We start from the raw sequence: 25,077 nt of genomic DNA, 5'->3' as shown, positions 1-25,077 counted from the left end.
TCCTTTACACTTTCTCTCGGATCTGATTCCATTTAAACTGGATGACTGTAATCACAAGGACGATGACAAACAAGACCATAGCAATCGCTGAAGCATAACCGAAATTGAATTTTACGAACGCTTCACTATAAACTTGATAAACTAACACATTGGTCGCACGCCCCGGTCCTCCATCAGTCATCACTTGAACAAGGTCAAAAATCTTGAAGCAGTTGATAACCAACATGATCGTCACAAAAAAGGTTGTTGGGCGCAATGCAGGCACGGTGATGTGGATGAATTGTTTCCATTTATTCGCACCATCCATTGCAGCTGCTTCGTACAATTCTTTCGAGATCCCTTGTAAGCCAGCTAAGTATAAAATCATGTAGTACCCCATTCCTCGCCAGACACTAACGATAATGATCGCTGTCAATGCCCAATCTGAACTAGACAACCAACCAGGGGGATTTTCGATAACCACACGTAAAAACTGGTTAATCGGTCCCATAGTAGGATGGAACAACATACTCCACACCACTGCGATTGCCACTAATGATGTGACATACGGAAAGAAAAAAGCTGTCCGAAAAAATTTGACTCCTTTGATTTTCTGATTCAATAAAATGGCCAAGCCCAATGAACATACCAATGTCACCGGAACCACACCGATCGTATACAAAAAGGTGTTTTTAAGAGAGAGCCAAAATGTATCATCCGATAACATGCGAGTGAAATTTTGCAGACCAACAAATTCGGGTGTACTAAAGGAATCCCATTTCATAAAGGCTAAAATCAATGAAAAAACAACAGGTACTAAAGTAAAAATCAAAAATCCAATAAAATTTGGCGCAATAAATGACCAAGCAATCAATGTATTTTTACGTTTTAGTTTACGTGAAGCTGACTTCGTTACTTCCATAGCTTGATGTTAAAAGAACCAATTGGTTCTTTTAACGCTCCCCCTTTCATTAAAGGCAATAACAGGTATTCCTGTTAGCTATACACTGAAGGCGCAGAGAAAGCACCTTCAGCATATAGTTGACAAGATAGCGGAGGAAAATCATTTATCCCCCTTATTTATTTGATATGAAAATGAAAGAAATCTTACACCTTCAAGACAAAATTGCCACACACCTTTTTATTCACTTTCTTGTTTTACTCGTTTTTCCATATTACCAATTGCTTCTTTTGGTGTTTCGTCTCCTACTAAAATCAGTTCATGTTCTTCTTGTAAAATCTTATCGATAGCTGGTCCGTTTTCATCCACTGGAAACTCAATAGCGATTTTCTCCGGCTTGAAAGCTGTTTGTGAGACTTCGTCATTTGGCATTCCGTTGTGGCTAAAGTACAACTCATTGATCGCATCTGTTCGATAAGAAGGTACTACACCTACTTCTGCTAATACTTTAGCTCCCGCTTCACCCGAACAAAAATCAAGGAATTTTTGCGCTAGTTCTTGTTCTTTCGAGTTCTTATTGATTGCAAAGGCTGTTGGTGACCCAAATGTTTGGATTTCCTTTCCTTTTTCATTTTGTGGCATTTGAGAAATCCCCCACTCCACATCTGTTGTTCCAGCATCGATATTAGTCAACAAAGCGCCCATGTACCAAGAGCCCATATACATCATGCCTGCCTTGGAGTTTTCAAATTGAGATTGATAGGTCACATTCGTCGACTTGGCCGTACCAAAATCCATCTGTGCTTGGTCTTCTTGCATCCGCAATACACGGTCATAGTACTCACCTAAAAATCCATAATCTGGCTCCACCAGATTTTTATTATTTTGCGCAGCAGCAATCGCTTGAACAGTCGAACGCCACGTATGTTGGTATGCACCGTATACTTGCTCTTCTGGTTTTGAAAGTTCTTTCGCTAATTCTTCGTATTCTTCCCAAGTCAAATTATCTGGATAAGGCAATCCTGCCTCATCAAATAAATTTTTATTATAATAAAGCACCCAAAAGTCTGTACGATACGGTTGCGCATAGGTTTTTCCATCAATATCATACATCTCGTAGCTTTCCATTGCAGGGTCTGTGTCTAAATCTTTGATGTGTGAAGATAGATCGACTAATTGATCTCTTAATGCATAGTTTGAATAAGACAAGAGATTTTTCATCGTCAACACGTCTGTCGAATCTCCGCTAGCTAACATCGTGGTCAATTTCGTATCATAATCATCTGAAGCAATATCTACTGGTTTCACTGTTACCCCAGGATTTTCCTTTTCAAATGCCCGAAAAAGTTTGTCAAATTCTGGCGTAGTATCATAATTCCATGTACTGACTGTCAACACCGTTCCGTCCGTTTGATCTTGTGCTTGGTTTTCATTTCCGCAGGCCCCCAACCATAGCCCTCCACTAACAAGTAATCCAGTAACTAAACTTTTTTTCCAAAACTTCATATTCCAATTCCCTCCATTTCTTTCATCTTAGTTTTTTACCAGTAACTGTACCAAACTTTTTTCAGTCTTATCATGGCTTCTACATAGTAGTAATCCCCCCAGATCATGCACTCCTTCACTCCTTTATTTGATTTTTTGTCATAGACTCCTTCAAGTAACAAGCCGTTCGATTGTGGCGAATCCACACTTGTATAATTAGTTGATAACGTTTTCATAATTGTGATAGCAACAGTCTGATAATATTCTTTTTTCGGATCGCTTAATGGCAGTTGCTTCGCCAGTTCCAATAAACCACACACCGCGATTGCCGCAGCGGAAGTGTCTCTTTCTTCACCACTGCCATCATGAAATACTAAATCCCAATAACAGATAGTGTCTTCTGGTAAGCAGTCGATGAAATAGTTAGCCAGTTTTTTGGCTGTTTCTAAAAACGTGTAATCACCTGTATGATTATAACTCAGTGTAAAGCCATAGATTCCCCATGCTTGCCCACGCGCCCAACAAGAATCATCTGAAAATCCTTGTTGTGTCTTACCACCGATTGCTTTGCCAGTTTTCGGATCAAAATAATACGTATGATATGTCGTAAAATTATCACGAACGATGTAACGTTGTGTTTGTTTGGCATGGGCATAGGCAGCTTCTTTATAACTGCTCTCTCCCGTCATATTAGATGCAAAATACAGAAGCGGTAAGTTCATCAGACAATCGATGATCATACGCCCACGTTGGTGCTCATCCTTTAAATCTCCCCAAGCTTGAATGATCTGTGTATTAACGTCATAACGCTTCATCAGCCGATCCGCTGCTTGAATTGCTAATTCTTTTGAAGATTCCCGTCGGTTCACTTGATAATCAGCTACTGCTGAGAGTGTGTACAAAAAACCGATATCGTGCGTTTCAAGCGCAATGTCATTTTCAAGGCGTTGACGAAAAGATGCCAATTGTTTTTCGATCGTTGCATCAGCCGCTTGGTCATTCATCAGTTCTTTTACTAGGAAGAGCATCCCTATCCAAAAACTAGCTGTCCAATCCGTGTTTTCCTCTGGAACGTAGACAAGGTCTACGCTCGCAGCAGGTGGTACGGTATCTTGAAAAAGTGTCAGATTTTTTTTGACTTTATTAGTTACAAAATCAATTTCATGTGTCAACCAATCAAATTGTGTCATTCCTACCTCCATTATCTAATCGTTAGTTCGATCGTTTGATTCTTTTGTTGGATCAGTAATTTTTGTCCTTTTTGCTCAATAACTGGCTGGATCACTGTTTCACCAGGTAAAGTCCCTGAAACAAGGGATACAAGCAAGTGTTTGCCTGAGGAGATCTCAGCTGAGACAAAAGGTATCATCGTACGTGGGTAAAAGAGATTCGTATTTGGTTCCGTTCGCACAACATCCGCTTTTTCATACCCGATGATGCCCTCGATCTTTGAGATTCCGATACTTGTTTTTGCTTCGATACTTAACGTGTCTGCTTTTGGCAAAGTCTGTTCGAGAGGGACACTAAAACCTCCGTCATAGGCATGTATAGAATCTGTTGTTTCAATTTCATGAACTCTGACATGACAGTTTTCCAGTGGAACGATCGTGGAATGAATTTTGACGTCTTCCCACGGAGACCACTCATGGATGATACGATCAGGTAGAACAGAAAAATCTAGGTCTAACCCTTTCGGACGGAAATAATGACCATCTTTTGCCAAAGCTAACGTACTGTCGTAAGCACCTTCGTAATACCAATAATCAGATTTTGGGACACTGAAACCGAAGCGTGTCGAATAGACGAATTTACTATATTTGGCATGTGGGAAGCTTTGCTGATTGACAAACTGCCCAGCTGGGAAAGCTTGAAGATGCGTCAATGACTGATTGTATTGGTAAAAATTTTTACTTTCCGGCAATGCTAGCGTCTTTTCTTCAATTTGTAGTGGACATATTTCTGCTTGCCAATACGGATGATCATCAGGTACAGCCAATAAGAGAAAACTCTTCATTGCCCAATAAGGAGAACCCGGTCCGTTATACCCTTCTCCAAACACTAGATTTTGATAATGATATCCAACAGTTAGAAGCCCATCTGTCGAGAAAATCTCTTTATCCATCCAGTTTTCTAAATGACGACTAAGCAACCCTTTGATCTCACCCCAAGGGAGTGCTTCCACATCCGCGAACACCAAGGCACTGAAAAAGCTCGCTTGGGCAAAGCGGTATGTCAAGCTACGACCAAAAGGTAATGCTTCGCCATTAGCATCAAACCAATATTTAAATGTTTGAGCAAAAAGAACGGCCCGCTCTTTGATCCGTTTTGTGCGGACTGGATCTTGCTCTGCCATAAAACGGGCATATACTAAGCTGTAATAATGGATCGCAAATGAGACGTAGTAATCATATTGCGTATCTGCCCCGTCAAAATACCAACCATTGTCATTGTAAAAATGCTCGATCACTTCAAAATCTTGATCGATTTGTTGCTGTGAATAGGATTTGCCACATTTTTTCAATGCGATATTCACCAAGATACGGAAAAAATACCAATTATTTTTAGGTATTTTATGCGAATTGACTGTGAATAACCATTCTGCCAAGTTCGTCTGTTCCATCGAAGTTAAACGTCCCCAGATTTTTTCAGGATTCAAAAGCAACGTCGTACTTATTGAAGCCATCTCGACAATCAACTGGTCATAGTCTGTTACTGTCCCCCAATACTCATCACTCTGTGGATCAGTCCCTGCAATGATTCCTTTCAGATAATCAGATGCTAATTCAGCATCATCTTCGTCGACCAGATAAGGACCAAATCCCCAGAGTGGTCGTAAAAATGCTTCAACTTCTCTTGTTGCCTCTGAATAGACGGTGCCATGTGTTCCTAGTTTTAATTTACCCGGTTGATTTTTGTAATAAGGACGTAACGGTGCCATTAACTGGCGAAAATTTTCTTGCCATTGTTTTTTTGTACGAAATTGTTGCATGTATATTCTCCCTTTCAATTAAAAATCCTTTGATAAACCCATAATATTCTCCGTAAACGATCACTTCATCGCCCACATTGATTGATGCTGCTTGTTCATTGAATACTTGGTAATCACTGGAACCACTTCTCAGAATAAAGCGATCGCCTTTTTCTATTTGTTCTTTACCATCTGATCGTATAATTTTTCCTTCGATTTTTACCCACTGATGCAATGGAACCTTCGCTGGCTGATATTCTTTTTCAGTAAAAACATGCGCCTTTTGCTGGATTTCTTCTTTGATTTGATTTTCAAAAGCCTTCTCTTGTTGTCGGCTATTTGTTTGACATCCTGTACAAAAACTAACGATAAAAATGAATTGTAATCCGAAGAGAAATCGTTTGATTTGGCTCCCCTCCTAATGAAATCGTTTTCTTTTACTAAATTTTACCTAAAATTAGTAAAAAGTCAACATTTTTTTGGTAAAAAAATAAACATTTTTACTTGCCTTTTTACTGAAATCACCTATACTATAATTAATAAAGTCTATTATCCGGAGGTAGCTTATGGCGACGATCACCGACATCGCAAAGGAAGCAGGCGTATCGATTTCTACTGTTTCACGCGTTTTAAATTATGATGATACACTCTCAGCAACAGAAGAAACCAAACGTAAAGTTTTCGAAATTGCAGAAAAGCTGAACTACACTAAATATAAAAAGAAGGCAAAAAAAAATGGCAATTCCCACTCAGCAAATGGACTGTTGAAAAAAAAAGGTGTCCTTGGTTTGATTACTTGGCGCACGAGTGACGAAGAACTAGAAGATATTTATTACATGTCCATTCGTTTAGCTGCCGAAAAACGTGCAGTAGAACTTGGCTATCACGTCATTAACTTTTCCCAAAACGAACAACATCAAATCCAAGCAGTCGATGGCATCTTAGCAATCGGTAAATTCACGCAAGAAAAAATTGATGAATTAAATACTACTGCGCCAAATCTATGCGTCGTCGGATCAAATTTTCCTTTTCACGATTATGACTGTGTCAATACTGATTTTGGTCAAGCCACTGAAGTCGCACTTACTCATCTCTTAGATTTAGGACATAAAAAGATTGCCTATATCGGTGCAGAAGAAAGTGCCAATCTCTACGGGTATCGAACCTACAAAACACCAACGACTAATACGTATATCGATATGATGAAACATCATCAGCTATTCGACGAAAAATATTTTTTCGTAAAAGAAAATAGTTCTCTTGACGTCAAAACGAGTGAATCACTGACAGAAAAAGCCTTAGTACAATGGCAAGACGATCTACCGACTGCCATTTTAGCCGCAAATGATGCTTTTGCTATCGGTATCATCCATACATTGAATGCTCATCAGATCCAAGTACCTAAACAGATCAGCGTGATGGGTATCAATGATTTATCAATTTCTCGCTACATCACGCCACCCCTTTCAACGGTCAGAGCTTATACAGAGGAAATGGGCGAAACAGGCATCAATCTTTTACACGAACGTATCCACTCCCCTGGTATTGCGAAACGAATCCTATTAGATACAGAATTAATCGTCCGTGGCTCAACTACCCCACCAAATAAAAAGAACTCATGATTGATAGATGAACTTCCGATAAATAAGCTAGAAAACCCGAATTTTTAAAACTTTGGGGTTTTCTAGCTTATTTACGAAGGAATTGCTTCTGAAACACCATTTATTCAGTTGCGAGGATGTGTGTGTCACTACCTCATTCCATTAAACAAGTCCCACGCTTACCGCTGATAATCACGTGCCCTCATTTACTTTTGATCGCAATCTCGATCTGGATTGTTTCTTCTTTCAGCAACTGATAAGTCGCTTGGATCAGCGTAGCTTCATTTTTTTGGCCATAGTGATCGTAATAACTTTCTTTGATCAACTGCACAGGTTTTGAAAAATACATCTCACACTTTTCTTTTTCTCCTGTGATACATACCGTTTTCCCTATAACTTCCACTGGATTCGTCGTTATAAAATTTTCAATAACTAACTGATTTTCTTTTTCGAATGTAAATGCATCACTCAAAACAAGTTGTCGTTTCGAACGATCCACTTCTATTGTCCGATCCATCTGGCGTAGTCCTATCTGCGAAGGATACGTGGAAGCCAATTCTGTCTTGAAGACTCCACCAGTTCTCGTTGATTGAAAACTCGTATGTTCTGCCGCAACAGCTCCAGGTAATTGGTAACTGTTCGCAACGATAGGAATACTATGCCCAAGTGCGCTGTTCACTAAGAAAAGATAACGTGTTTTTTCATCAAAGTAATCTTTTGTATATTCTCCCGCTCCAAGATCGGTAAGAAATAAGTCTTCTCTCGTACCAAATACGAAATGACCAATATCTATATGATTATGGCTTTCATCATTTCGTCCTCCCTTTGCTGCAAACACCAAATTTTCTTTCGAAGATTGAAGAACGCCCCATGCTACATCCTCAAAATAATGAAGGACTTCTTTTTGATCATTCACAATATGTCTTTTTGACCAGAGTAAATTACGTAATAAAGGGGCAAAACGATAACAATGATCAAAATCTAAGTCATTGATTCTCACAACTTCAGGAATTGCGACATGGAACCTTTCCTGACAGAAACTCAATAATCCACTTGGTAAGTCCGCTGGGTGGTAGTCGGAAAACGGTATAGCCTCTGTTTCAGCGAGCATCACATCATTAGGGAAAGCCGCGATCTTTTTCACTTTATCACCCAACAGATAGCGGTCATCATCATAAACTTGTTGGTATTTTTCTGCAAAATAAATATAATAACCAAATCCATATGCCCAATAGCTGACGCCTTCCTCACATGCGCCATCCATCCCAAAACTTCGTAAATAAGAGGCCATACAACGATCTACTTTCCTCAATATCTCCGCTTGTGATTTACCGCCTTTTTCTTGTATATCCAAGGCAGCCATACCAATCGAACCACCTACAACCGCACTCCAATTGTTCTCAAATGATTCAAACGGCCATGTGTTTGTTACAAAAGGAACGAAGAGTCGTCGATCGATTTCCGACCGGATTCGAAACATCAATAGTTCAGATAATTCTTTCTCAAACAACTTGACTATCTCTGCTAACATTTGTCCTGTCTCAGCTGCAAATAAATCGATCCATGTCGGGGAATCCACACGAAAGTGATTCGCTTCAATTGGTAAATGAGCTGGTAAACTCCAACTATACTCATTGCAGATCCCCCACAAAACTTGTTCTAACCCTTCAACTACTTCGGCTTCTTTTTTTTGCAATAAGGACAACGCCAAGACAGTAGCATGTTTACGTCTTGCAAAGTACGCCTTCTCAAAAACCAATCGCTCTCCAGTCATCAAAAACTCTCTATACCCCGAGACTGGCAACTCAGGAACTACTTTATTCGTAAGATACTCTTTTTTGGCTTCTGACAGTTGCTTCAAAAAGTATTTTTTCATTGCTTATCCTTTCATCGGCTGATCATTCATGCCCCACAATTCAATTTGCGTCAATGCAGGAAACGGCGATGGGTCATTCGCTTGAATAAGATCACAAAAGCGAATAGTTTTGGTCTTTCTTGCACTAAATGAAAAATATTGTGGTTGAGCTGTTTTTTCGGTCGCAAACGTTTCACTAGTTCCATCGTCAAACTGAATCGTCACATTCGTCCAGTAACTATCATGTGGAAAGTCTGCTCGCCATGTAAAACCAACTTTATCCAATTGGACCTCTCGACCAAAACCAATCGTCAAAGCTGCATCAGCTTGCTGATTGATGCCCCAAGATTGAAATGGGTATGAACCATGAGAATGATTCGCGTATACGCCATCAATCGCATTACATGCAAAGAAAGTGGCATCATTTCTCGTTTCCACATTTGCACTCGCATGTGGATACGCACCAGTTTCTTCTTTTTGATCATGCGGATTCAACGCTAAATTACGATACATCTTCACTTCCTCTTCAGAAGCACAACGAACACTTAGATAATGTCGTCCCCCAGAAAAACGAGTCTCCGGTCTGGCTTTGATACGATTGGAATGAAATGATACTTCATAGGTCCATTTATTTCCTGGTAGATAGATCAGTGAACTTTCTAAAGTTTCATCTAGTTTGACCCATAGGTACCTCCCAGACTCATCCATTTCGACAGCAATTTGATCTCCTTCTTGGTACTCAAATTTTCTCATAGACAAATGCACAAAATTTTCTGCTGTCACAACCAAATCTTTTTCTATTTCTTCTTCTCCTTGAAAACTTTTTCTTGGAACTCTTTCTTTATCATAAATCGCTAATGTTAACTTCGTCATTTCACTACCCCCTAGTGATCATTTTTATCTATTATAACGTGACTGGCAAGAAAAGAAAACGATTTATTTTACTAAATATTTAGTAATTTAATTTTCGTTATTTAGTTAGAAATACTATTTCCATTTCTAATAAATTCAGATTCAAACTTGTTACTACTGCTAAAAATCATTGTTACCAACTGAATATCTCACTACATATTTATATCCATAAAATAAGTTTTTATTTAAAATAAAATTAGATTAAGTAAATAAATAACCTTGTATCTCTAACTAAAATTACACAAAATCAATTATATTCATTATTAAATTTAAGAAAAATGAGATTCAGCATAACGTTTTATCTATTTAAAATAATATTTCATCTAATTCACAAATGAAATTCACCGCTTAAAAATAAGTTTTATCAAAGATAATGCCAAAAAAAGTCGGGTAAATCATCGCTCATCGGAAATAGTTAAATAAAAATGTGAAAATAATGATAAAAAAATTGATTAAATTTTAAATAACTAATACACTATTAGTAATAACTATATTTTCATCTTCTAAAGTGTACTTATTATCAAATTCTACATTTGTCTTAAAGAAAGGTTTCTCTCATGAATAATTTACCTATGACATTACAATTAGATAATCAATTCAAACGACAGTATAACTTACTACAGTTTATACGTACGCACCAAAGTAAGAATTTAACCCTTAGTGATCTATCACAAAAATTAGGAATTTCAAAACCAACTTTACGAAAAGATATCGATATTATCAATCATTCCTTACCTACGATTGATTTTCAGATTACTTACAATGAACAAGGATTCTTACAAATAGACCCTCAAGAAATCTCTGTCGATTCAGTCATTACTATACTAGCTAAAGATACAACCATTTATCGTATGATGGATCTATTGCTTCATAACAAAACGTATAGTACAGAACAATTATCGGACTACTTGATGATCTCTCGTAGTTCAATTTTCAATATCATTCGTCATATGAATGAAGTACTGAAAGAGTATCGCATATCGAAAGCAACCGGTCCGCTCACTTTTATTGGCAAAGAAGAAGATATTCGTTTTTTACTCTTTTCTTTTTATTCAAGCTTTGGTGATAGTCAGATCATCGATTCTGATAGCAATCACCATGCGCATTCAATTATCGCTCATGGTCGAAAAAGTGGGATAACTTTTCTACATTTTAGCCATTTTCGTTTTTCGCTTTGGTTATCGATTGCTAAAGTTAGAGGGCAGTCTAAAAATTTTTGTCACTTTAACAATAGCACCGTTGCTTTAGTCAAAAAAATCGAGGCAATCAGCTGATTGAACATCTGATTGCCTCCTACTATTCTTCACACTTCAAGCTAACGATTCCTGAATCAGAATCGCTATGGCTGTATCTTGTTTTTTTACATTGTGTCTCTTATTCAAATTGGCAAGGATTAGATGAAGAACGAACCTACGCCTTTCGTTGTCAAGAAGGTGCAGTGGTGGTCGATGCAGTCCAACGTTTTTTATTACAGGTTTTTCCAAAACAGATGCTGGATAATGGTGCTTTAGATAAAATCGAAGCCTTCTTGATCAATACGAGATTACTCTCAAAGATGAGCCCTTCATATGAAATGACCTCTGTTGCTTTGATTGATTTAATGAAAAAAAAATACCCAGAGCTTTTTCACCTTTGGCTTCAGCATTTAGAGCGATTAAAAGTCCATCCGATGTTTGAGTTCACACATCTTGATCATTTAGCTGCTAGCCTGACCACGTTCCATGCAACGATTTTAAGGATCAACTCACAACAACCTCTGAGGGTCATCGTAGCACTACAAAGTTGTCCCTCGATGGACGATTATATTATTCAAGAAGCAGAATTACTCTTCTTGCGACAAATCTCAGTCAAATTTGTGATTGAACAACCAGTGACAAAAAAAGAAATCAATGATCATCAAGCCAACCTGATCATCTGCAACTATGATCTACATGTAAACGAAGATTTCCCGTGTCCGATTCACCGTTTGCCTAATATTCCTACACAAGAGGATTGGGCGCTTCTAATGGATAGAATCACTCATTTAAATTCAGCCACTTCCACAACAAACTATACAGGCTATTTTTAATCACTTAGATATTTTTCCTGGCGTATATTATCCGTTCGTATATATGTCTCAATGCCGATAACGTCAAACAAAGAAAAAAGCACCAACGTATAGACTACATTAGTGCCAAAATACCGGCGGCCGGGGTCGAACCGGCACGATCGTGAGATCACTGGATTTTGAGTCCAGCGCGTCTGCCAATTCCGCCACGCCGGCAAATAAATAGATAAAAACTGGGGTAGCTGGATTCGAACCAACGCATGAGGGAGTCAAAGTCCCTTGCCTTACCGCTTGGCTATACCCCAATAATAAAGGGCGAATGATGGGAATCGAACCCACGAGTGTCGGAGCCACAATCCGATGCGTTAACCACTTCGCCACATCCGCCATAATAAAATAATTTGTTATTTAATTTCCGAATAAAAAACTAAGATGTGGTCATCTTAGTTAATACCGGCGGCCGGGGTCGAACCGGCACGCCCTCAACGGGCACTGGATTTTGAGTCCAGCGCGTCTGCCAATTCCGCCACGCCGGCAATGTAATTAGTACTAAGGCGGTAACCGGATTTGAACCGGTGATGAAGGTTTTGCAGACCTCTGCCTTACCACTTGGCTATACCGCCATTATACTATTTTAAGCTATAAATTAATATTTATAGGACTGGGGTAGCTGGATTCGAACCAACGCATGAGGGAGTCAAAGTCCCTTGCCTTACCGCTTGGCTATACCCCAATGAAAAAAAGGCGAATGATGGGAATCGAACCCACGAATGTCGGAGCCACAATCCGATGCGTTAACCACTTCGCCACATCCGCCATGGCAGGGGCAGCAGGAATTGAACCCACACTAACGGTTTTGGAGACCGCTGTTCTACCTTTAAACTATGCCCCTATAAAATGGAGGAGAGTGGATTCGAACCACTGAACCCTAAGGAACGGATTTACAGTCCGTCGCGTTTAGCCACTTCGCTACTCCTCCATGGTGGCGCGGGACAGAATCGAACTGCCGACACACGGAGCTTCAATCCGTTGCTCTACCAACTGAGCTACCGCGCCATAAAGAATAAATTATTTATTTTTTTAATTGAATAGAAATGACGGTCCCGACGGGAATCGAACCCGCGATCTCCTGCGTGACAGGCAGGCATGTTAACCCCTACACCACGGAACCAAATCATTATGGAGGTTAACGGGATCGAACCGCTGACCCTCTGCTTGTAAGGCAGATGCTCTCCCAGCTGAGCTAAACCTCCAATGTATCCAATTAAATGACCCGTACGGGATTCGAACCCGTGTTACCGCCGTGAAAGGGCGGTGTCTTAACCGCTTGACCAACGGGCCAGTAAAACATCAATTACGGAGAGTAAGGGATTCGAACCCTTGAGACAGTTTGCACCATCTACATGATTTCCAATCATGCTCCTTCGGCCTCTCGGACAACTCTCCAGAGTGAAAGAAGCTCATTACTCTTCTCATAAATGAGAACTCCGGCAGTAGGACTCGAACCTACGACATCATGATTAACAGTCATGCGCTACTACCAACTGAGCTATGCCGGAATAATAATACCAGCGTGGCGGCGTCCTACTCTCACAAGGGGCAACCCCTCACTACAATCGGCGCTAAGAAGCTTAACTTCTGTGTTCGGCATGGTTACAGGTGTATCCTTCTCGCCATCGCCACCACACTTGGTGTTATCTATGTTTGAGTAAATCTTGTTCACTCAAAACTGGATTTGAAGTATCAGTAAGAAACTCTCCGAGTTTTTCATTTTATTTTGGTTAAGTCCTCGATCGATTAGTATCAGTCCGCTCCATACATCACTGTACTTCCACTCCTGACCTATCTACCTGATCATCTCTCAGGGATCTTACTTTCTTAAAGAAATGGGAAATCTCATCTTGAGGTGGGCTTCACACTTAGATGCTTTCAGCGTTTATCCCTTCCCTACATAGCTACCCAGCAATGCCCTTGGCAGAACAACTGGTACACCAGCGGTAAGTCCATCCCGGTCCTCTCGTACTAAGGACAGCTCCTCTCAAATTTCCAACGCCCGCGACGGATAGGGACCGAACTGTCTCACGACGTTCTGAACCCAGCTCGCGTGCCGCTTTAATGGGCGAACAGCCCAACCCTTGGGACCGACTACAGCCCCAGGATGCGACGAGCCGACATCGAGGTGCCAAACCTCCCCGTCGATGTGGACTCTTGGGGGAGATAAGCCTGTTATCCCCAGGGTAGCTTTTATCCGTTGAGCGATGGCCCTTCCATGCGGAACCACCGGATCACTAAGCCCGACTTTCGTCCCTGCTCGACTTGTAGGTCTCGCAGTCAAGCTCCCTTCTGCCTTTACACTCTTCGAATGATTTCCAACCATTCTGAGGGAACCTTTGGGCGCCTCCGTTACTCTTTAGGAGGCGACCGCCCCAGTCAAACTGCCCATCTGACACTGTCTCCCACCACGATTAGTGGTGCGGGTTAGAGTGGCCATAACGCAGGGGTAGTATCCCACCAGCGCCTCCATCGAAACTAGCGTTCCGATTTCTACGGCTCCTACCTATCCTGTACATGCGGTACAGACACTCAATATCAAACTACAGTAAAGCTCCATGGGGTCTTTCCGTCCTGTCGCGGGTAACCTGCATCTTCACAGGTACTAAAATTTCACCGAGTCTCTCGTTGAGACAGTGCCCAAATCGTTACGCCTTTCGTGCGGGTCGGAACTTACCCGACAAGGAATTTCGCTACCTTAGGACCGTTATAGTTACGGCCGCCGTTTACTGGGGCTTCAATTCGTACCTTCGCTTACGCTAAGCACTCCTCTTAACCTTCCAGCACCGGGCAGGCGTCAGCCCCTATACTTCATCTTACGATTTTGCAGAGACCTGTGTTTTTGATAAACAGTCGCTTGGGCCTATTCACTGCGGCTGATCTGACGATCAGCACCCCTTCTCCCGAAGTTACGGGGTCATTTTGCCGAGTTCCTTAACGAGAGTTCTCTCGCTCACCTTAGGATTCTCTCCTCGACTACCTGTGTCGGTTTGCGGTACGGGTCGTTGTTTTCTCACTAGAAGCTTTTCTCGGCAGTGTGACGTCAGGAACTTCGGTACTATTATTTCCCTCCCCATCACAGCTTGTCCTTAAAGTTAGAAGCATTTGACTCCTATCAAGACTTACTGCTTGGACAGACATTTCCGATCGTCTGCATTCCTTAGCCTCCTGCGTCCCTCCATTGCTCAAACAAAAACAACGAGTACAGGAATATCAACCTGTTGTCCATCGCCTACGCCTGTCGGCCTCGGCTTAGGTCCCGACTAACCCTGGGCGGACGAGCCTTCCCCAGGAAACCTTAGTCATTCGGTGGACAGGATTCTCACCTGTCTTTCGCTACTCATACCGGCATTCTCACTTCTAAGCGCTCCAGCAGTCCTCACGATCTACCTTCAACGCCCTTAGAACGCTCTCCTACCAATACACCTAAAGGTGTACTCCACAGCTTCGGTAATATGTTTAGCCCCGGTACATTTTCGGCGCAGGGTCACTCGACTAGTGAGCTATTACGCACTCTTTAAATGGTGGCTGCTTCTAAGCCAACATCCTAGTTGTCTGTGCAACCCCACATCCTTTTCCACTTAACATATATTTTGGGACCTTAGCTGGTGGTCTGGGCTGTTTCCCTTTCGACTATGGATCTTATCACTCACAGTCTGACTCCCGGATATGAATGAATGGCATTCGGAGTTTATCTGAATTCGGTAACCCGAGATGGGCCCCTAGTCCAAACAGTGCTCTACCTCCATCATTCTCAATTCCGAGGCTAGCCCTAAAGCTATTTCGGAGAGAACCAGCTATCTCCAAGTTCGTTTGGAATTTCTCCGCTACCCACACCTCATCCCCGCACTTTTCAACGTACGTGGGTTCGGTCCTCCAGTGCGTTTTACCGCACCTTCAACCTGGACATGGGTAGATCACATGGTTTCGGGTCTACGACTACATACTCAAACGCCCTATTCAGACTCGCTTTCGCTGCGGCTCCGTCTCTTCAACTTAACCTCGCATGCAATCGTAACTCGCCGGTTCATTCTACAAAAGGCACGCCATCACCCATTAACGGGCTTTGACTTGTTGTAGGCACACGGTTTCAGGTTCTATTTCACTCCCCTTCCGGGGTGCTTTTCACCTTTCCCTCACGGTACTGGTTCACTATCGGTCACTAGGGAGTATTTAGCCTTGGGAGATGGTCCTCCCGGATTCCGACGGAATTCCTCGTGTTCCGCCGTACTCAGGATCCTCCTAGGTGCCTTCCAAATTTCATCTACGGGGCTTTCACCCTCTCTGACTGACTTTTCCAAGTCATTCGACTATCTGAAAGAACTACCATATTGGAGTCCTACAACCCCAATGAGCAAGCTCATTGGTTTGGGCTTTTCCCGTTTCGCTCGCCGCTACTCAGGGAATCGAATTTTCTTTCTCTTCCTGCAGGTACTTAGATGTTTCAGTTCTCTGCGTCTACCTCGTATACGCTATGTATTCACGTATACGTAACATCCTATAAAAGATGCTGGGTTCCCCCATTCGGAAATCTCTGGATCATAGCTTACGTACAGCTCCCCAAAGCATATCGGTGTTAGTCCCGTCCTTCATCGGCTCCTAGTGCCAAGGCATCCACCGTGCGCCCTTATTCACTTAACCTTATCAACCTTGCGGTTGGGTTTTGATCTTTCTTCTAGCGATAGAAGTCCAATCAAGAAAAATAAGCAATTGAACTTATTAAAAAACTCATTCAACGCGGTGTTCTCGGTTTGTATTACTTACATTTTTACTTCAATATCCAGTTTTCAATGAACAAAATTTTGAGAGTAGACCTCTCAAAACTGAACAAAGTATCGACAAACGTGTGTAGTCTCCGTAATATTCCTTAGAAAGGAGGTGATCCAGCCGCACCTTCCGATACGGCTACCTTGTTACGACTTCACCCCAATCATCTATCCCACCTTAGGCGGCTGGCTCCAAAAAGGTTACCTCACCGACTTCGGGTGTTACAAACTCTCGTGGTGTGACGGGCGGTGTGTACAAGGCCCGGGAACGTATTCACCGCGGCGTGCTGATCCGCGATTACTAGCGATTCCGGCTTCATGTAGGCGAGTTGCAGCCTACAATCCGAACTGAGAGAAGCTTTAAGAGATTAGCTTAGCCTCGCGACTTCGCGACTCGTTGTACTTCCCATTGTAGCACGTGTGTAGCCCAGGTCATAAGGGGCATGATGATTTGACGTCATCCCCACCTTCCTCCGGTTTGTCACCGGCAGTCTTGCTAGAGTGCCCAACTAAATGATGGCAACTAACAATAAGGGTTGCGCTCGTTGCGGGACTTAACCCAACATCTCACGACACGAGCTGACGACAACCATGCACCACCTGTCACTTTGCCCCCGAAGGGGAAGCTCTATCTCTAGAGTGGTCAAAGGATGTCAAGACCTGGTAAGGTTCTTCGCGTTGCTTCGAATTAAACCACATGCTCCACCGCTTGTGCGGGCCCCCGTCAATTCCTTTGAGTTTCAACCTTGCGGTCGTACTCCCCAGGCGGAGTGCTTAATGCGTTAGCTGCAGCACTGAAGGGCGGAAACCCTCCAACACTTAGCACTCATCGTTTACGGCGTGGACTACCAGGGTATCTAATCCTGTTTGCTCCCCACGCTTTCGAGCCTCAGCGTCAGTTACAGACCAGAGAGCCGCCTTCGCCACTGGTGTTCCTCCATATATCTACGCATTTCACCGCTACACATGGAATTCCACTCTCCTCTTCTGCACTCAAGTCTCCCAGTTTCCAATGACCCTCCCCGGTTGAGCCGGGGGCTTTCACATCAGACTTAAGAAACCGCCTGCGCTCGCTTTACGCCCAATAAATCCGGACAACGCTTGCCACCTACGTATTACCGCGGCTGCTGGCACGTAGTTAGCCGTGGCTTTCTGGTTAGATACCGTCAAGGGGTGAACAGTTACTCTCACCCTTGTTCTTCTCTAACAACAGAGTTTTACGATCCGAAAACCTTCTTCACTCACGCGGCGTTGCTCGGTCAGACTTTCGTCCATTGCCGAAGATTCCCTACTGCTGCCTCCCGTAGGAGTTTGGGCCGTGTCTCAGTCCCAATGTGGCCGATCACCCTCTCAGGTCGGCTATGCATCGTGGCCTTGGTGAGCCGTTACCTCACCAACTAGCTAATGCACCGCGGGTCCATCCATCAGCGGCACCGTAAAGCGCCTTTCAAAACGAAACCATGCGATTTCGATTGTTATACGGTATTAGCACCTGTTTCCAAGTGTTATCCCCTTCTGATGGGCAGGTTACCCACGTGTTACTCACCCGTTCGCCACTCCTCTTTTCCCGGTGGAGCAAGCTCCGGTGGGAAAAGAAGCGTTCGACTTGCATGTATTAGGCACGCCGCCAGCGTTCGTCCTGAGCCAGGATCAAACTCTCATAATATGCTAGTTCCTCACAGCGAAAGCTGATGTGGAACTGTAGTTCGAAATTTACTTTCGAACATCATATAGTTCATTTGTTAAGCTCAATTGTTTGCTAGCATATTGCTTGCTTGTTAAAAATGTTTGTTGTCTTGAATTGAATCAAGACGCCCTACACATTTGGTTTGTCTTACTTTGTTCAGTTTTCAAAGGTCTATTCTTTCTTATTTAACAACTTTTATATCTTAACATTTCTTTAAGAAATTGTCAATAAGTTTTTCTTTCTTAACTTAGAAAGTTGTTTGTCGTTGTTTCTTGGCGACTTCATTAATATATCATGTCAGTTGTTATTTGTCAACAAATTTTTTGTTGGTATATTAAGGTTTTTATCACCTCATTTTTAACGACTCCGTTATTATAACACAGCATCAAAACCTCGTCAACATTTAAATTCAACAATTTATCATGACGTTTCTTACTGCTTTGTCAGAACAAATAATAATATATCAAGGACTTAAAAAAATTGCAATAGAAAAAATGCTTTTTTCAACGATTATTTTCAAAGCCGAATATTCGTAGAAGATGTTTAAAAATCAACAGTTTTTTGATGTTATTTAATTGTATTATTCTAGTATTTCTCAATTAAAGTTCGTCTCTTTTTAAGGGGAAAGCTACGTAAGAACTTCTTAGAAATCAATAGCCTAGGGAAGTTTGTCGATAAACCCATAAAAAAAACAAGCAAAGTCATCACTTTACTTGTCTTCTGTTCGTACAATTGGTACAAAAATTCTAAAAATCGTCCCTTGCCCCACTACACTCTCTGCTAATATTCTTCCTTTATAGCTTTCTACAAGTTGTTTGGCAATCGACAATCCTAAGCCATTTCCACCTTTTGTTCGTGCTCTTGCTTTATCTACACGATAAAAACGATTAAATATTTTCTTCAAGTCCTCTTCAGGTATTCCCTCACCAAAATCTTGGATCGCGATCTCAAATTCGCTAAGCGTGGATGAAATGGAGATATGGACTTCTTTTCTTGTCGTTGAATACTTTACCGCATTATCTAAAATGATGATAATCAATTGTTCAAAATGATTTCTAAAAATTTGTAGTGTTACTTCTTTAGGTAAGTCATCATCCAGTGTAATAACATAATCAGGATAAAGTAATTTAAAATTATTGAATACTTGGTAAGTCACTTCTTTTGCATTCGTCGTTTCGTTGGCATAATAAACATCCACTTGCTCTGCACGTGATAGATCTAGCATTTCTTGTACTAAGCTTTTCATCCGACTGATTTCTTGCATACTTGCAGTTAGGGATTCTTCTAAAATTTCGGGATCATCTTTCCCCCAGCGATTCAATAAGCTGAGATGCCCTTCAATAATTGCTACAGGTGTTCTTAATTCATGTGATACATCTTCCACAAATTGTTCTTGTTGTTCGATATACAGACGCATACGATCTAGCATTTCATTGAAGATCTCAGCAAGGTCTGCTAACTCATCATCTGTATCAATCTCTGGCATATGGATATCTGATTGTGGATCTTTACGGATCGTATCCATCGTATCTCGTAATACTTTTAACGGTTTTAAGAAGTAGGAAGATAGGAAGAAACCTAAGATACTACTTAGTATCAAGGAGACAATCTCTAGCACGATCAAAGTCAACAAAAGATTATTTCTTATATCATAGAAAGATGAAAGTTCATAAAACGTTTGAGTATAGCCGATTTTTTCTCTTGTTTGTTTAGAATAAATAGGTTGGATCGATAAAAAGCCAGTTTTCCCGTCTAAAGTAACGATCGTTGGGATCTTCCTGGTCGTTTGGATCAATGAACGACTTTTTTCGTGTGTTTTAAAAATCAATTTTTCATCCAGATCGTAAACATACAGATCCATCGATGCTTGACCAAGTTCGGAAATAAAGGAGTCGATTTTCATCAAGTTCCCTTCAATGACAGCAGTATCATCTCCAGTACCACCGGTTTGGTCAGCGTTCGTTAAGTTTCGATAGGCATTGATCAATGTCAACTCCTCATCTGAATTTGATAAACGAGAAGCCGCTTCAGAAATGGTATGTTCGACATTTGCTCTTTCCTTAGCTACGATCAGATTGATCGATGATTTATAGGTGATCACTGCAAAAATCGTAAAGACGACAAATATGAAGAAAGAACTTGCAAAGGCCCACTTGATCGTCAAGGATGGACCTTTAAGTTCTCTTTTTTCGGTTTGATTGTAATTGCTCACGAGCGCATCACGTAACCAGTCCCACGTACTGTTTGAATATAGCTTTCCTCACCAGGAACGTCGATTTTATTACGGAGATAACGAATATACACATCCACTACGTTTGTTTCCACTTCGGTTTCGTAGCCCCAAACTTTGTTTAATAAAACATCCCGTGCAAGTACCACGTTGACATTTTCCATCAAAGTAAGTAATAGTTCATATTCACGCTTCGTTAATTCAATGACTTCATTGCCACGACGTACGACTCTATTTTCTTTTTCGATCGTTAAGTCGCGATAAGTGATCGTTGTTTGTTTTGCCACATTTTTGTCTCCTTCGATGTCGATGCGGCGTAATAAAGCACGTAGACGCGCTAACAATTCTTCGATTGCAAATGGTTTGACGATGTAATCATCTGCACCATGATCTAAACCAGAAACTCTATCAATGACAGAATCTCTCGCAGTCATCATGATAATTGGTGTATTTTTCGCTTGGCGTACGCGACGACAAACTTCAAGTCCGTTCAATTCAGGTAACATCAAGTCTAATAAAATTGCATCCCACTCATTATTCAAAGCAGCATCCAGACCTGTTCGTCCGTTGTAATGTACTTCAGCATTATACCCTTCATGTTTTAATTCTAACTCGACAAATCGGGCTAAGTTTTTCTCATCTTCAATGATTAGAATATTACTCATTCAATTTTGTCCTTTCTCTCCTAGGCTTCTAAACTCCATTATTATACCAATAGTTAATTTAAAATCTATAATCATTTTATCATGGAATACTATTTTAAAAAAGAACTGAAGTCGCCCTCTATAAAATGACCTCAGCTCTTTCATTTATTACTTATTTGTTTAGCATGTTGAAGAATAAAGAAGCTGATTAATCTTCGTTATACCATGAGTAATGGAAGATTCCTTCTTTGTCAACACGTTCATACGTGTGTGCGCCAAAATAATCACGTTGTGCTTGGATGATATTTGCAGGCAAACGTTCGGCTCTGTATGAATCAAAGTAAGCAATCGCTGAAGAGAATGTTGGTACCGGTACGCCTGCTTGAACAGCTAATGCAACAACTTCTCGCACGGCTTGTTGGTATTTCTTAGTGATCTCAACAAAGTAGTCATCCAATAATAGATTTTCAATGTCAGGATTGTTTTCGTAGGCATCAGTGATTTTTTGTAAGAAACGAGCACGGATGATACAGCCGGCACGCCAGATTTTTGCAATTTCACCGAATGGTAAATCCCAGCCATAGTCTTTCGATGCGACACGTAGCTGTGCAAACCCTTGTGCATAGCTCATGATTTTGCTGAAGTATAACGCTTCACGAATTTTTTCGATAAATTCTTTTTTATCGCAGTTGAATTCAAAATCATTCGTATGTGTCAAGATTTTGCTTGCTTGTACACGTTCATCTTTGTATGCAGAGATATAACGGGCAAAGACAGACTCTGTGATCAATGGAAGTGGCACACCAAGGTCTAAAGCACTTTGACTTGTCCATTTCCCTGTTCCTTTATTCCCTGCAGCATCAAGGATCACGTCTACGATCGGTTGACCTGTACCTTCATCGTCTTTACGTGTCAAAATGTCCGCAGTGATTTCGATCAAGTAGCTATCTAATTCACCTTCGTTCCATTCTTTGAAGATATCAGCCATCTCATCGACAGATAAACCTAAAATATTTTTCATCAAGTCATAAGATTCAGCAATCAGTTGCATATCACCATACTCGATCCCATTGTGGACCATTTTGACATAATGACCTGCACCATTTGGACCAATGTAAGTTACACAAGGGGTGCCGTCTTCTGCTTTTGCAGAAATTTGTTCAAGGATCGGTGCAACTAATTCATACGCTTCTTTTTGTCCACCAGGCATGATCGAAGGTCCTTTCAACGCACCTTCTTCTCCACCTGAAACACCAGTCCCGATAAAATTGATACCAGAGTTGGCTAATTCTTCATTTCGACGAATCGTATCTTGGAAGAAGGTATTCCCGCCATCGATCAAAATATCACCTTTGTCTAAATGTGGTAATAATTCTTGGATCGTTGCATCTGTTGCTGGTCCTGCTTTGACCATCAAAAGAATACGACGTGGTTTTTCGATTGAATCAACAAATTCTTCGATCGTGTATGTTGCTTTGAAGTTTTTGTCTGGATGTTCTTCTACCACATCTGTTGTTTTTGCTCCTGTACGGTTGAATAGTGCAACAGAGTAGCCGCGGCTTTCAATGTTAAGGGCTAGATTTTTACCCATGACGGCCATTCCGACAACGCCGATTTGTTGTTTTGACATATAAACTCCTCCTACATATGGGATGTTCTCCCTAATCTCTCTAATTATAGCTTAACATAGCTTACTTGCAAACCAAATAAGTACGAATCGGTGATGTTTCTTACTTCTTATCATTCCGAATACAATTGTTATTTCAGAATCAAAAAAATAAACCTCAAGGCTCCATGGTTAGCCTTGAGGTTTTACATTTTCTAAATAAAATGTATTAAGCTTCTTTAGACATTACGTCCTTACCATCGTAGTAACCACAACTTGCACATACGTGATGGCTTTTTTTCATTTCACCACAGTTTGGACATTCGTTCAATCCTTTGATTGTCAATTTGTAATGAGTACGACGTTTTGCTTTTTTAGCTTTCGATGTTCTTCTAGCTGGTACTGCCATTTTGCTACACCTCCTTGTAAAGTCTCGTATCAATATTTGATACAATATATTCCAATCTTACGCGTTATCATCTTCTTCTGATGCTGAATCAAAAAATTCTGATAGTTTTGCAAGACGAGGATCTACTTTTGTCTCAGCTTCTTCCGTTTTGCGTTTTTCGTACTCTTCTTCGGATAGCACTTCCCAATCGTTCCCTTTCGGTAATTCAGTGGAATGCTCTTCTTCTTCTGTGAGTACACGCATCGGAATCGCCAATAAAATGTTGTCTTCGATCGACTCTGTCACATCTAGATGCGTTCCTTCGATTAAGAGGATCTCTTCTGAAGGTAACTGTACATCTCTACGTTGGTATTGCTCCATCGTCATAAACAATTCATCTACAGACAGTTTGATTGGTAATTCAACTGGTGTCAATGAACGAGTGGACGGAACAGTCAGTGTCGTCTGCGCAGTGTAATGAACGAGATAGCCTTTGTTATCTACTGAGACTAGACCTTCGACTTCCACAGGCGCAACATCTAAAATTGAATCGTCTCGCTTCATAAGAGCCTTTTTTACGTCAAGGGTCTCATGAAAAGTTAACGGTGTCTCTTGGTATTTTCTCAATTCCAATAAAGACCATTTCATAGTTTCATCACTCCTAAGCAACAAAAGCTATTATACAGGGCAAAAAGTCGGTTGTCAATGAAATTTTCTTGACACCTTACACTTCATAAAAAAACACAGAGCGTTTTTCTCATCTACGTGAGATTTATTCGCTCTGCGTTTACTTTGTCGCTAGCTATCACCGTTTGATCAGATATCAAATGTATTGGATCAATTGCATTAAAATAGGTACAACGAACACAAATAGTAAGGTACTCGTCGTGACAAGATTCGTTGCATACTTCACATCACCGTGTGCTTCATTTGCAAGGATTGGTAAGACAGCTAGCATAGGTGTAGCTGACTGTACGATCAACGTTTGTTTCAGTAGAGGGGCTAGTTCTGCACCAAAGGCATATTTACCTATTACCATCAGTCCAATCAATATAGCTGGTGCTAAGATAAATCGACCGATCAAAGCCACGATCGTATCCCGATCAAATCGAATACTTTTCAACCCTGCATCGTATAAAACAATTCCGATATAGATCAATGATAATGGCGTCACGATCCCGCCTACATAATTTAGTGTTGAATTGACAAAATCAGGTACAGGGATCTCTAACACCAAGAAGAAAAGCGCAAGGATAAAACCTAATAAAGGCGCTGGCAAAAGCTTTTTCCAATTCAGCTTCGTTTTCTTTTCTGTTCGATCTTTTGTCGGGTCATCATTAGCGATCAAAAACACACCAAATGCCCAGGTCGATACGGTATTTGTCACATAATAAATTAAAAAGTAAGGTAAAGAGGCTTCGCCAAAAAGGGCAATATTGAGTGGCAAGCCAATAAATATCGTATTGGCATTCACTACTGCATTCATAAAAATCCCCCGTCTACCTGGTTGTATCTTGAGTAATTTTGTTAGTACATAAGCAATCAAGTAGGAAATGATCACTGCAGCGATCGGATATATCAAACTTCCAGATAGTTCAATCAAACTGCTTTTAGTTAAATTCTTCATAACTGAAACAAAAATCGAGGCGGGTAAAGCTACTTTAGTGATCAAGGAAGAGATACTTCCCCCAAACTGTTCATCAAACCACCCCAAGCTTTTTAGTACATAGCCTAATCCAATCATCAAGATTATACTGATCACACTTTCAATTGATTGAAAAAATACCATTTCTTCCATCTCCTCAGTAACCATTTAGTGAAGCAATCTCTTTGTAGATATGAGCCAGCACTGCTCAAACATGTTGCTTCTTCTATTTTTTGTTTTAATCTAAAAGACGATTCGCGTGCCACTAGCCTAGCAGATTACTTATTTCTTTTTTAAGTGTAGTCTTTTAGG

The 25,077-nt window shown here is 41.0% G+C and carries 16 protein-coding genes, 15 tRNA genes and 3 rRNA genes; 3 read left to right on the top strand and 31 right to left on the bottom strand.

The annotated features are described in order from the left end of the window. Window positions 1-4: 4 nt before the first annotated feature. The 5 genes from IGK01_RS04890 to IGK01_RS04870 form a co-directional block, all read right to left on the bottom strand. The gene (locus IGK01_RS04890; RefSeq protein ID WP_438840528.1) at window positions 5-901 is read right to left on the bottom strand and encodes a carbohydrate ABC transporter permease; all 897 of its coding nucleotides are present in this window, start codon (window positions 899-901) and stop codon (window positions 5-7) included. A gap of 219 nt (window positions 902-1,120) precedes the next feature. Next, window positions 1,121-2,386 carry an ABC transporter substrate-binding protein gene (locus tag IGK01_RS04885; RefSeq protein WP_010735826.1) on the bottom strand — a complete coding sequence of 422 codons (1,266 nt, stop codon included), beginning with the start codon at window positions 2,384-2,386 and terminating at the stop codon, window positions 1,121-1,123. 35 nt (window positions 2,387-2,421) lie between these two features. After that, window positions 2,422-3,555, bottom strand: a complete 1,134-nt coding sequence (locus IGK01_RS04880; protein ID WP_438840527.1) for a glycoside hydrolase family 88 protein — start codon at window positions 3,553-3,555, stop codon at window positions 2,422-2,424. 11 nt (window positions 3,556-3,566) lie between these two features. After that, window positions 3,567-5,354 carry a DUF2264 domain-containing protein gene (locus tag IGK01_RS04875; protein ID WP_224434629.1) on the bottom strand — a complete coding sequence of 596 codons (1,788 nt, stop codon included), beginning with the start codon at window positions 5,352-5,354 and terminating at the stop codon, window positions 3,567-3,569. Beyond that, window positions 5,263-5,568, bottom strand: a complete 306-nt coding sequence (locus IGK01_RS04870; protein WP_023519435.1) for a hypothetical protein — start codon at window positions 5,566-5,568, stop codon at window positions 5,263-5,265. The genes IGK01_RS04875 and IGK01_RS04870 overlap by 92 nt, the downstream gene beginning before the upstream one ends. A 331-nt stretch (window positions 5,569-5,899) precedes the next feature. Between IGK01_RS04870 and IGK01_RS04865 the strand changes: the two genes are divergently transcribed. Further along, entirely contained in the window at window positions 5,900-6,955 is a 1,056-nt protein-coding gene (locus IGK01_RS04865) for a LacI family DNA-binding transcriptional regulator (protein ID WP_023519434.1), read from the top strand. A 181-nt stretch (window positions 6,956-7,136) separates the two neighbouring features. Here the strand turns inward: IGK01_RS04865 and IGK01_RS04860 are convergent, their stop codons facing one another. Together IGK01_RS04860 and IGK01_RS04855 are read right to left on the bottom strand one after the other, a co-directional pair. Continuing rightward, a complete protein-coding gene (locus tag IGK01_RS04860) occupies window positions 7,137-8,810 on the bottom strand; it encodes a hypothetical protein (RefSeq protein ID WP_438840526.1) in 1,674 nt (557 codons plus the stop codon). 3 nt (window positions 8,811-8,813) lie between these two features. Further along, window positions 8,814-9,662, bottom strand: a complete 849-nt coding sequence (locus IGK01_RS04855; RefSeq protein WP_137072144.1) for a hypothetical protein — start codon at window positions 9,660-9,662, stop codon at window positions 8,814-8,816. Between the two features lie 596 nt (window positions 9,663-10,258). On the opposite strand from IGK01_RS04855, the gene IGK01_RS04850 reads away from it, so the two are divergent. Both IGK01_RS04850 and IGK01_RS04845 read left to right on the top strand, forming a co-directional pair. Further along, the gene (locus IGK01_RS04850; RefSeq protein WP_224434627.1) at window positions 10,259-10,975 is read left to right on the top strand and encodes a helix-turn-helix domain-containing protein; all 717 of its coding nucleotides are present in this window, start codon (window positions 10,259-10,261) and stop codon (window positions 10,973-10,975) included. Window positions 10,976-11,142: 167 nt separating this feature from the next. Next, window positions 11,143-11,769: a hypothetical protein gene (locus tag IGK01_RS04845; RefSeq protein ID WP_438840525.1), complete on the top strand. Its 627-nt coding sequence runs from the start codon at window positions 11,143-11,145 to the stop codon at window positions 11,767-11,769. A gap of 111 nt (window positions 11,770-11,880) precedes the next feature. On the opposite strand, the gene IGK01_RS04840 is transcribed toward IGK01_RS04845, so the two are convergent. The 24 genes from IGK01_RS04840 to IGK01_RS04725 all read right to left on the bottom strand — a co-directional run bounded on the left by IGK01_RS04840 (window position 11,881) and on the right by IGK01_RS04725 (window position 24,909). Beyond that, a tRNA-Leu gene (locus IGK01_RS04840) sits at window positions 11,881-11,964 on the bottom strand. 17 nt (window positions 11,965-11,981) lie between these two features. Next, window positions 11,982-12,053, bottom strand: a tRNA-Gln gene (locus IGK01_RS04835). A 9-nt stretch (window positions 12,054-12,062) separates the two neighbouring features. Then, window positions 12,063-12,135 (bottom strand) — tRNA-His (locus IGK01_RS04830). 64 nt (window positions 12,136-12,199) lie between these two features. Beyond that, a tRNA-Leu gene (locus IGK01_RS04825) sits at window positions 12,200-12,284 on the bottom strand. 16 nt (window positions 12,285-12,300) lie between these two features. Further along, window positions 12,301-12,371: transfer RNA gene (locus IGK01_RS04820), tRNA-Cys, on the bottom strand. A 38-nt stretch (window positions 12,372-12,409) separates the two neighbouring features. Continuing rightward, a tRNA-Gln gene (locus IGK01_RS04815) sits at window positions 12,410-12,481 on the bottom strand. 10 nt (window positions 12,482-12,491) lie between these two features. Next, window positions 12,492-12,564: transfer RNA gene (locus IGK01_RS04810), tRNA-His, on the bottom strand. A gap of 2 nt (window positions 12,565-12,566) precedes the next feature. Further along, window positions 12,567-12,640: transfer RNA gene (locus IGK01_RS04805), tRNA-Trp, on the bottom strand. 6 nt (window positions 12,641-12,646) lie between these two features. Further along, window positions 12,647-12,727: transfer RNA gene (locus tag IGK01_RS04800), tRNA-Tyr, on the bottom strand. A gap of 1 nt (window position 12,728) precedes the next feature. Next, window positions 12,729-12,804: transfer RNA gene (locus tag IGK01_RS04795), tRNA-Phe, on the bottom strand. 42 nt (window positions 12,805-12,846) lie between these two features. Continuing rightward, window positions 12,847-12,919 (bottom strand) — tRNA-Asp (locus IGK01_RS04790). Between the two features lie 9 nt (window positions 12,920-12,928). After that, window positions 12,929-13,001: transfer RNA gene (locus tag IGK01_RS04785), tRNA-Val, on the bottom strand. A gap of 16 nt (window positions 13,002-13,017) precedes the next feature. After that, window positions 13,018-13,089 (bottom strand) — tRNA-Glu (locus IGK01_RS04780). Window positions 13,090-13,105: 16 nt separating this feature from the next. Beyond that, a tRNA-Ser gene (locus IGK01_RS04775) sits at window positions 13,106-13,194 on the bottom strand. A 39-nt stretch (window positions 13,195-13,233) separates the two neighbouring features. Beyond that, window positions 13,234-13,307: transfer RNA gene (locus IGK01_RS04770), tRNA-Asn, on the bottom strand. Between the two features lie 12 nt (window positions 13,308-13,319). Beyond that, a 5S ribosomal RNA gene (rrf, locus tag IGK01_RS04765) occupies window positions 13,320-13,435 on the bottom strand. Between the two features lie 90 nt (window positions 13,436-13,525). Further along, a 23S ribosomal RNA gene (locus tag IGK01_RS04760) occupies window positions 13,526-16,440 on the bottom strand. 230 nt (window positions 16,441-16,670) lie between these two features. Next, window positions 16,671-18,231: ribosomal RNA gene (locus IGK01_RS04755) — 16S ribosomal RNA — on the bottom strand. The 16S, 23S and 5S rRNA genes sit together here with 15 tRNA genes alongside, the layout of an rRNA operon. Window positions 18,232-18,961: 730 nt before the next feature. Next, a complete protein-coding gene (locus tag IGK01_RS04750; protein ID WP_065096743.1) occupies window positions 18,962-20,464 on the bottom strand; it encodes a HAMP domain-containing sensor histidine kinase in 1,503 nt (500 codons plus the stop codon). Then, complete coding sequence (locus IGK01_RS04745) at window positions 20,461-21,147, bottom strand: response regulator transcription factor (protein WP_010735834.1); 687 nt, start codon at window positions 21,145-21,147, stop codon at window positions 20,461-20,463. The genes IGK01_RS04750 and IGK01_RS04745 overlap by 4 nt, the downstream gene beginning before the upstream one ends. Before the next feature lie 187 nt (window positions 21,148-21,334). Beyond that, window positions 21,335-22,756, bottom strand: a complete 1,422-nt coding sequence (gndA, locus tag IGK01_RS04740) for an NADP-dependent phosphogluconate dehydrogenase (protein ID WP_438840524.1) — start codon at window positions 22,754-22,756, stop codon at window positions 21,335-21,337. Window positions 22,757-22,961: 205 nt separating this feature from the next. Continuing rightward, window positions 22,962-23,141: a 50S ribosomal protein L32 gene (rpmF, locus tag IGK01_RS04735; RefSeq protein ID WP_010735836.1), complete on the bottom strand. Its 180-nt coding sequence runs from the start codon at window positions 23,139-23,141 to the stop codon at window positions 22,962-22,964. Window positions 23,142-23,198: 57 nt separating this feature from the next. Continuing rightward, window positions 23,199-23,768, bottom strand: coding sequence for a YceD family protein (locus tag IGK01_RS04730; protein WP_010735837.1), 570 nt, complete (start codon window positions 23,766-23,768; stop codon window positions 23,199-23,201). A 175-nt stretch (window positions 23,769-23,943) separates the two neighbouring features. After that, window positions 23,944-24,909, bottom strand: coding sequence for an AEC family transporter (locus IGK01_RS04725; protein ID WP_019723059.1), 966 nt, complete (start codon window positions 24,907-24,909; stop codon window positions 23,944-23,946). Window positions 24,910-25,077 lie beyond the last annotated feature (168 nt).

It is taken from the genome of Enterococcus sp. AZ080 (assembly GCF_051714945.1).
Taxonomy (GTDB): domain Bacteria; phylum Bacillota; class Bacilli; order Lactobacillales; family Enterococcaceae; genus Enterococcus_B; species Enterococcus_B pernyi.
This window is presented reverse-complemented; position numbering and strand designations above follow the sequence as displayed.

Excerpts from the sequence above, each read along its gene's own strand:
- IGK01_RS04865 (WP_023519434.1), top strand. The coding sequence starts at position 5,900 with ATGGCGACGATCACCGACATCGCAAAGGAAGCAGGCGTATCGATTTCT.
- rpmF (WP_010735836.1), bottom strand. The coding sequence starts at position 23,141 with ATGGCAGTACCAGCTAGAAGAACATCGAAAGCTAAAAAAGCAAAACGT.
- IGK01_RS04890 (WP_438840528.1), bottom strand. The coding sequence starts at position 901 with ATGGAAGTAACGAAGTCAGCTTCACGTAAACTAAAACGTAAAAATACA.
- gndA (WP_438840524.1), bottom strand. The coding sequence starts at position 22,756 with ATGTCAAAACAACAAATCGGCGTTGTCGGAATGGCCGTCATGGGTAAA.
- IGK01_RS04725 (WP_019723059.1), bottom strand. The coding sequence starts at position 24,909 with ATGGTATTTTTTCAATCAATTGAAAGTGTGATCAGTATAATCTTGATG.
- IGK01_RS04745 (WP_010735834.1), bottom strand. The coding sequence starts at position 21,147 with ATGAGTAATATTCTAATCATTGAAGATGAGAAAAACTTAGCCCGATTT.
- IGK01_RS04730 (WP_010735837.1), bottom strand. The coding sequence starts at position 23,768 with ATGAAATGGTCTTTATTGGAATTGAGAAAATACCAAGAGACACCGTTA.
- IGK01_RS04875 (WP_224434629.1), bottom strand. The coding sequence starts at position 5,354 with ATGCAACAATTTCGTACAAAAAAACAATGGCAAGAAAATTTTCGCCAG.
- IGK01_RS04885 (WP_010735826.1), bottom strand. The coding sequence starts at position 2,386 with ATGAAGTTTTGGAAAAAAAGTTTAGTTACTGGATTACTTGTTAGTGGA.
- IGK01_RS04855 (WP_137072144.1), bottom strand. The coding sequence starts at position 9,662 with ATGACGAAGTTAACATTAGCGATTTATGATAAAGAAAGAGTTCCAAGA.
- IGK01_RS04850 (WP_224434627.1), top strand. The coding sequence starts at position 10,259 with ATGAATAATTTACCTATGACATTACAATTAGATAATCAATTCAAACGA.
- IGK01_RS04860 (WP_438840526.1), bottom strand. The coding sequence starts at position 8,810 with ATGAAAAAATACTTTTTGAAGCAACTGTCAGAAGCCAAAAAAGAGTAT.
- IGK01_RS04880 (WP_438840527.1), bottom strand. The coding sequence starts at position 3,555 with ATGACACAATTTGATTGGTTGACACATGAAATTGATTTTGTAACTAAT.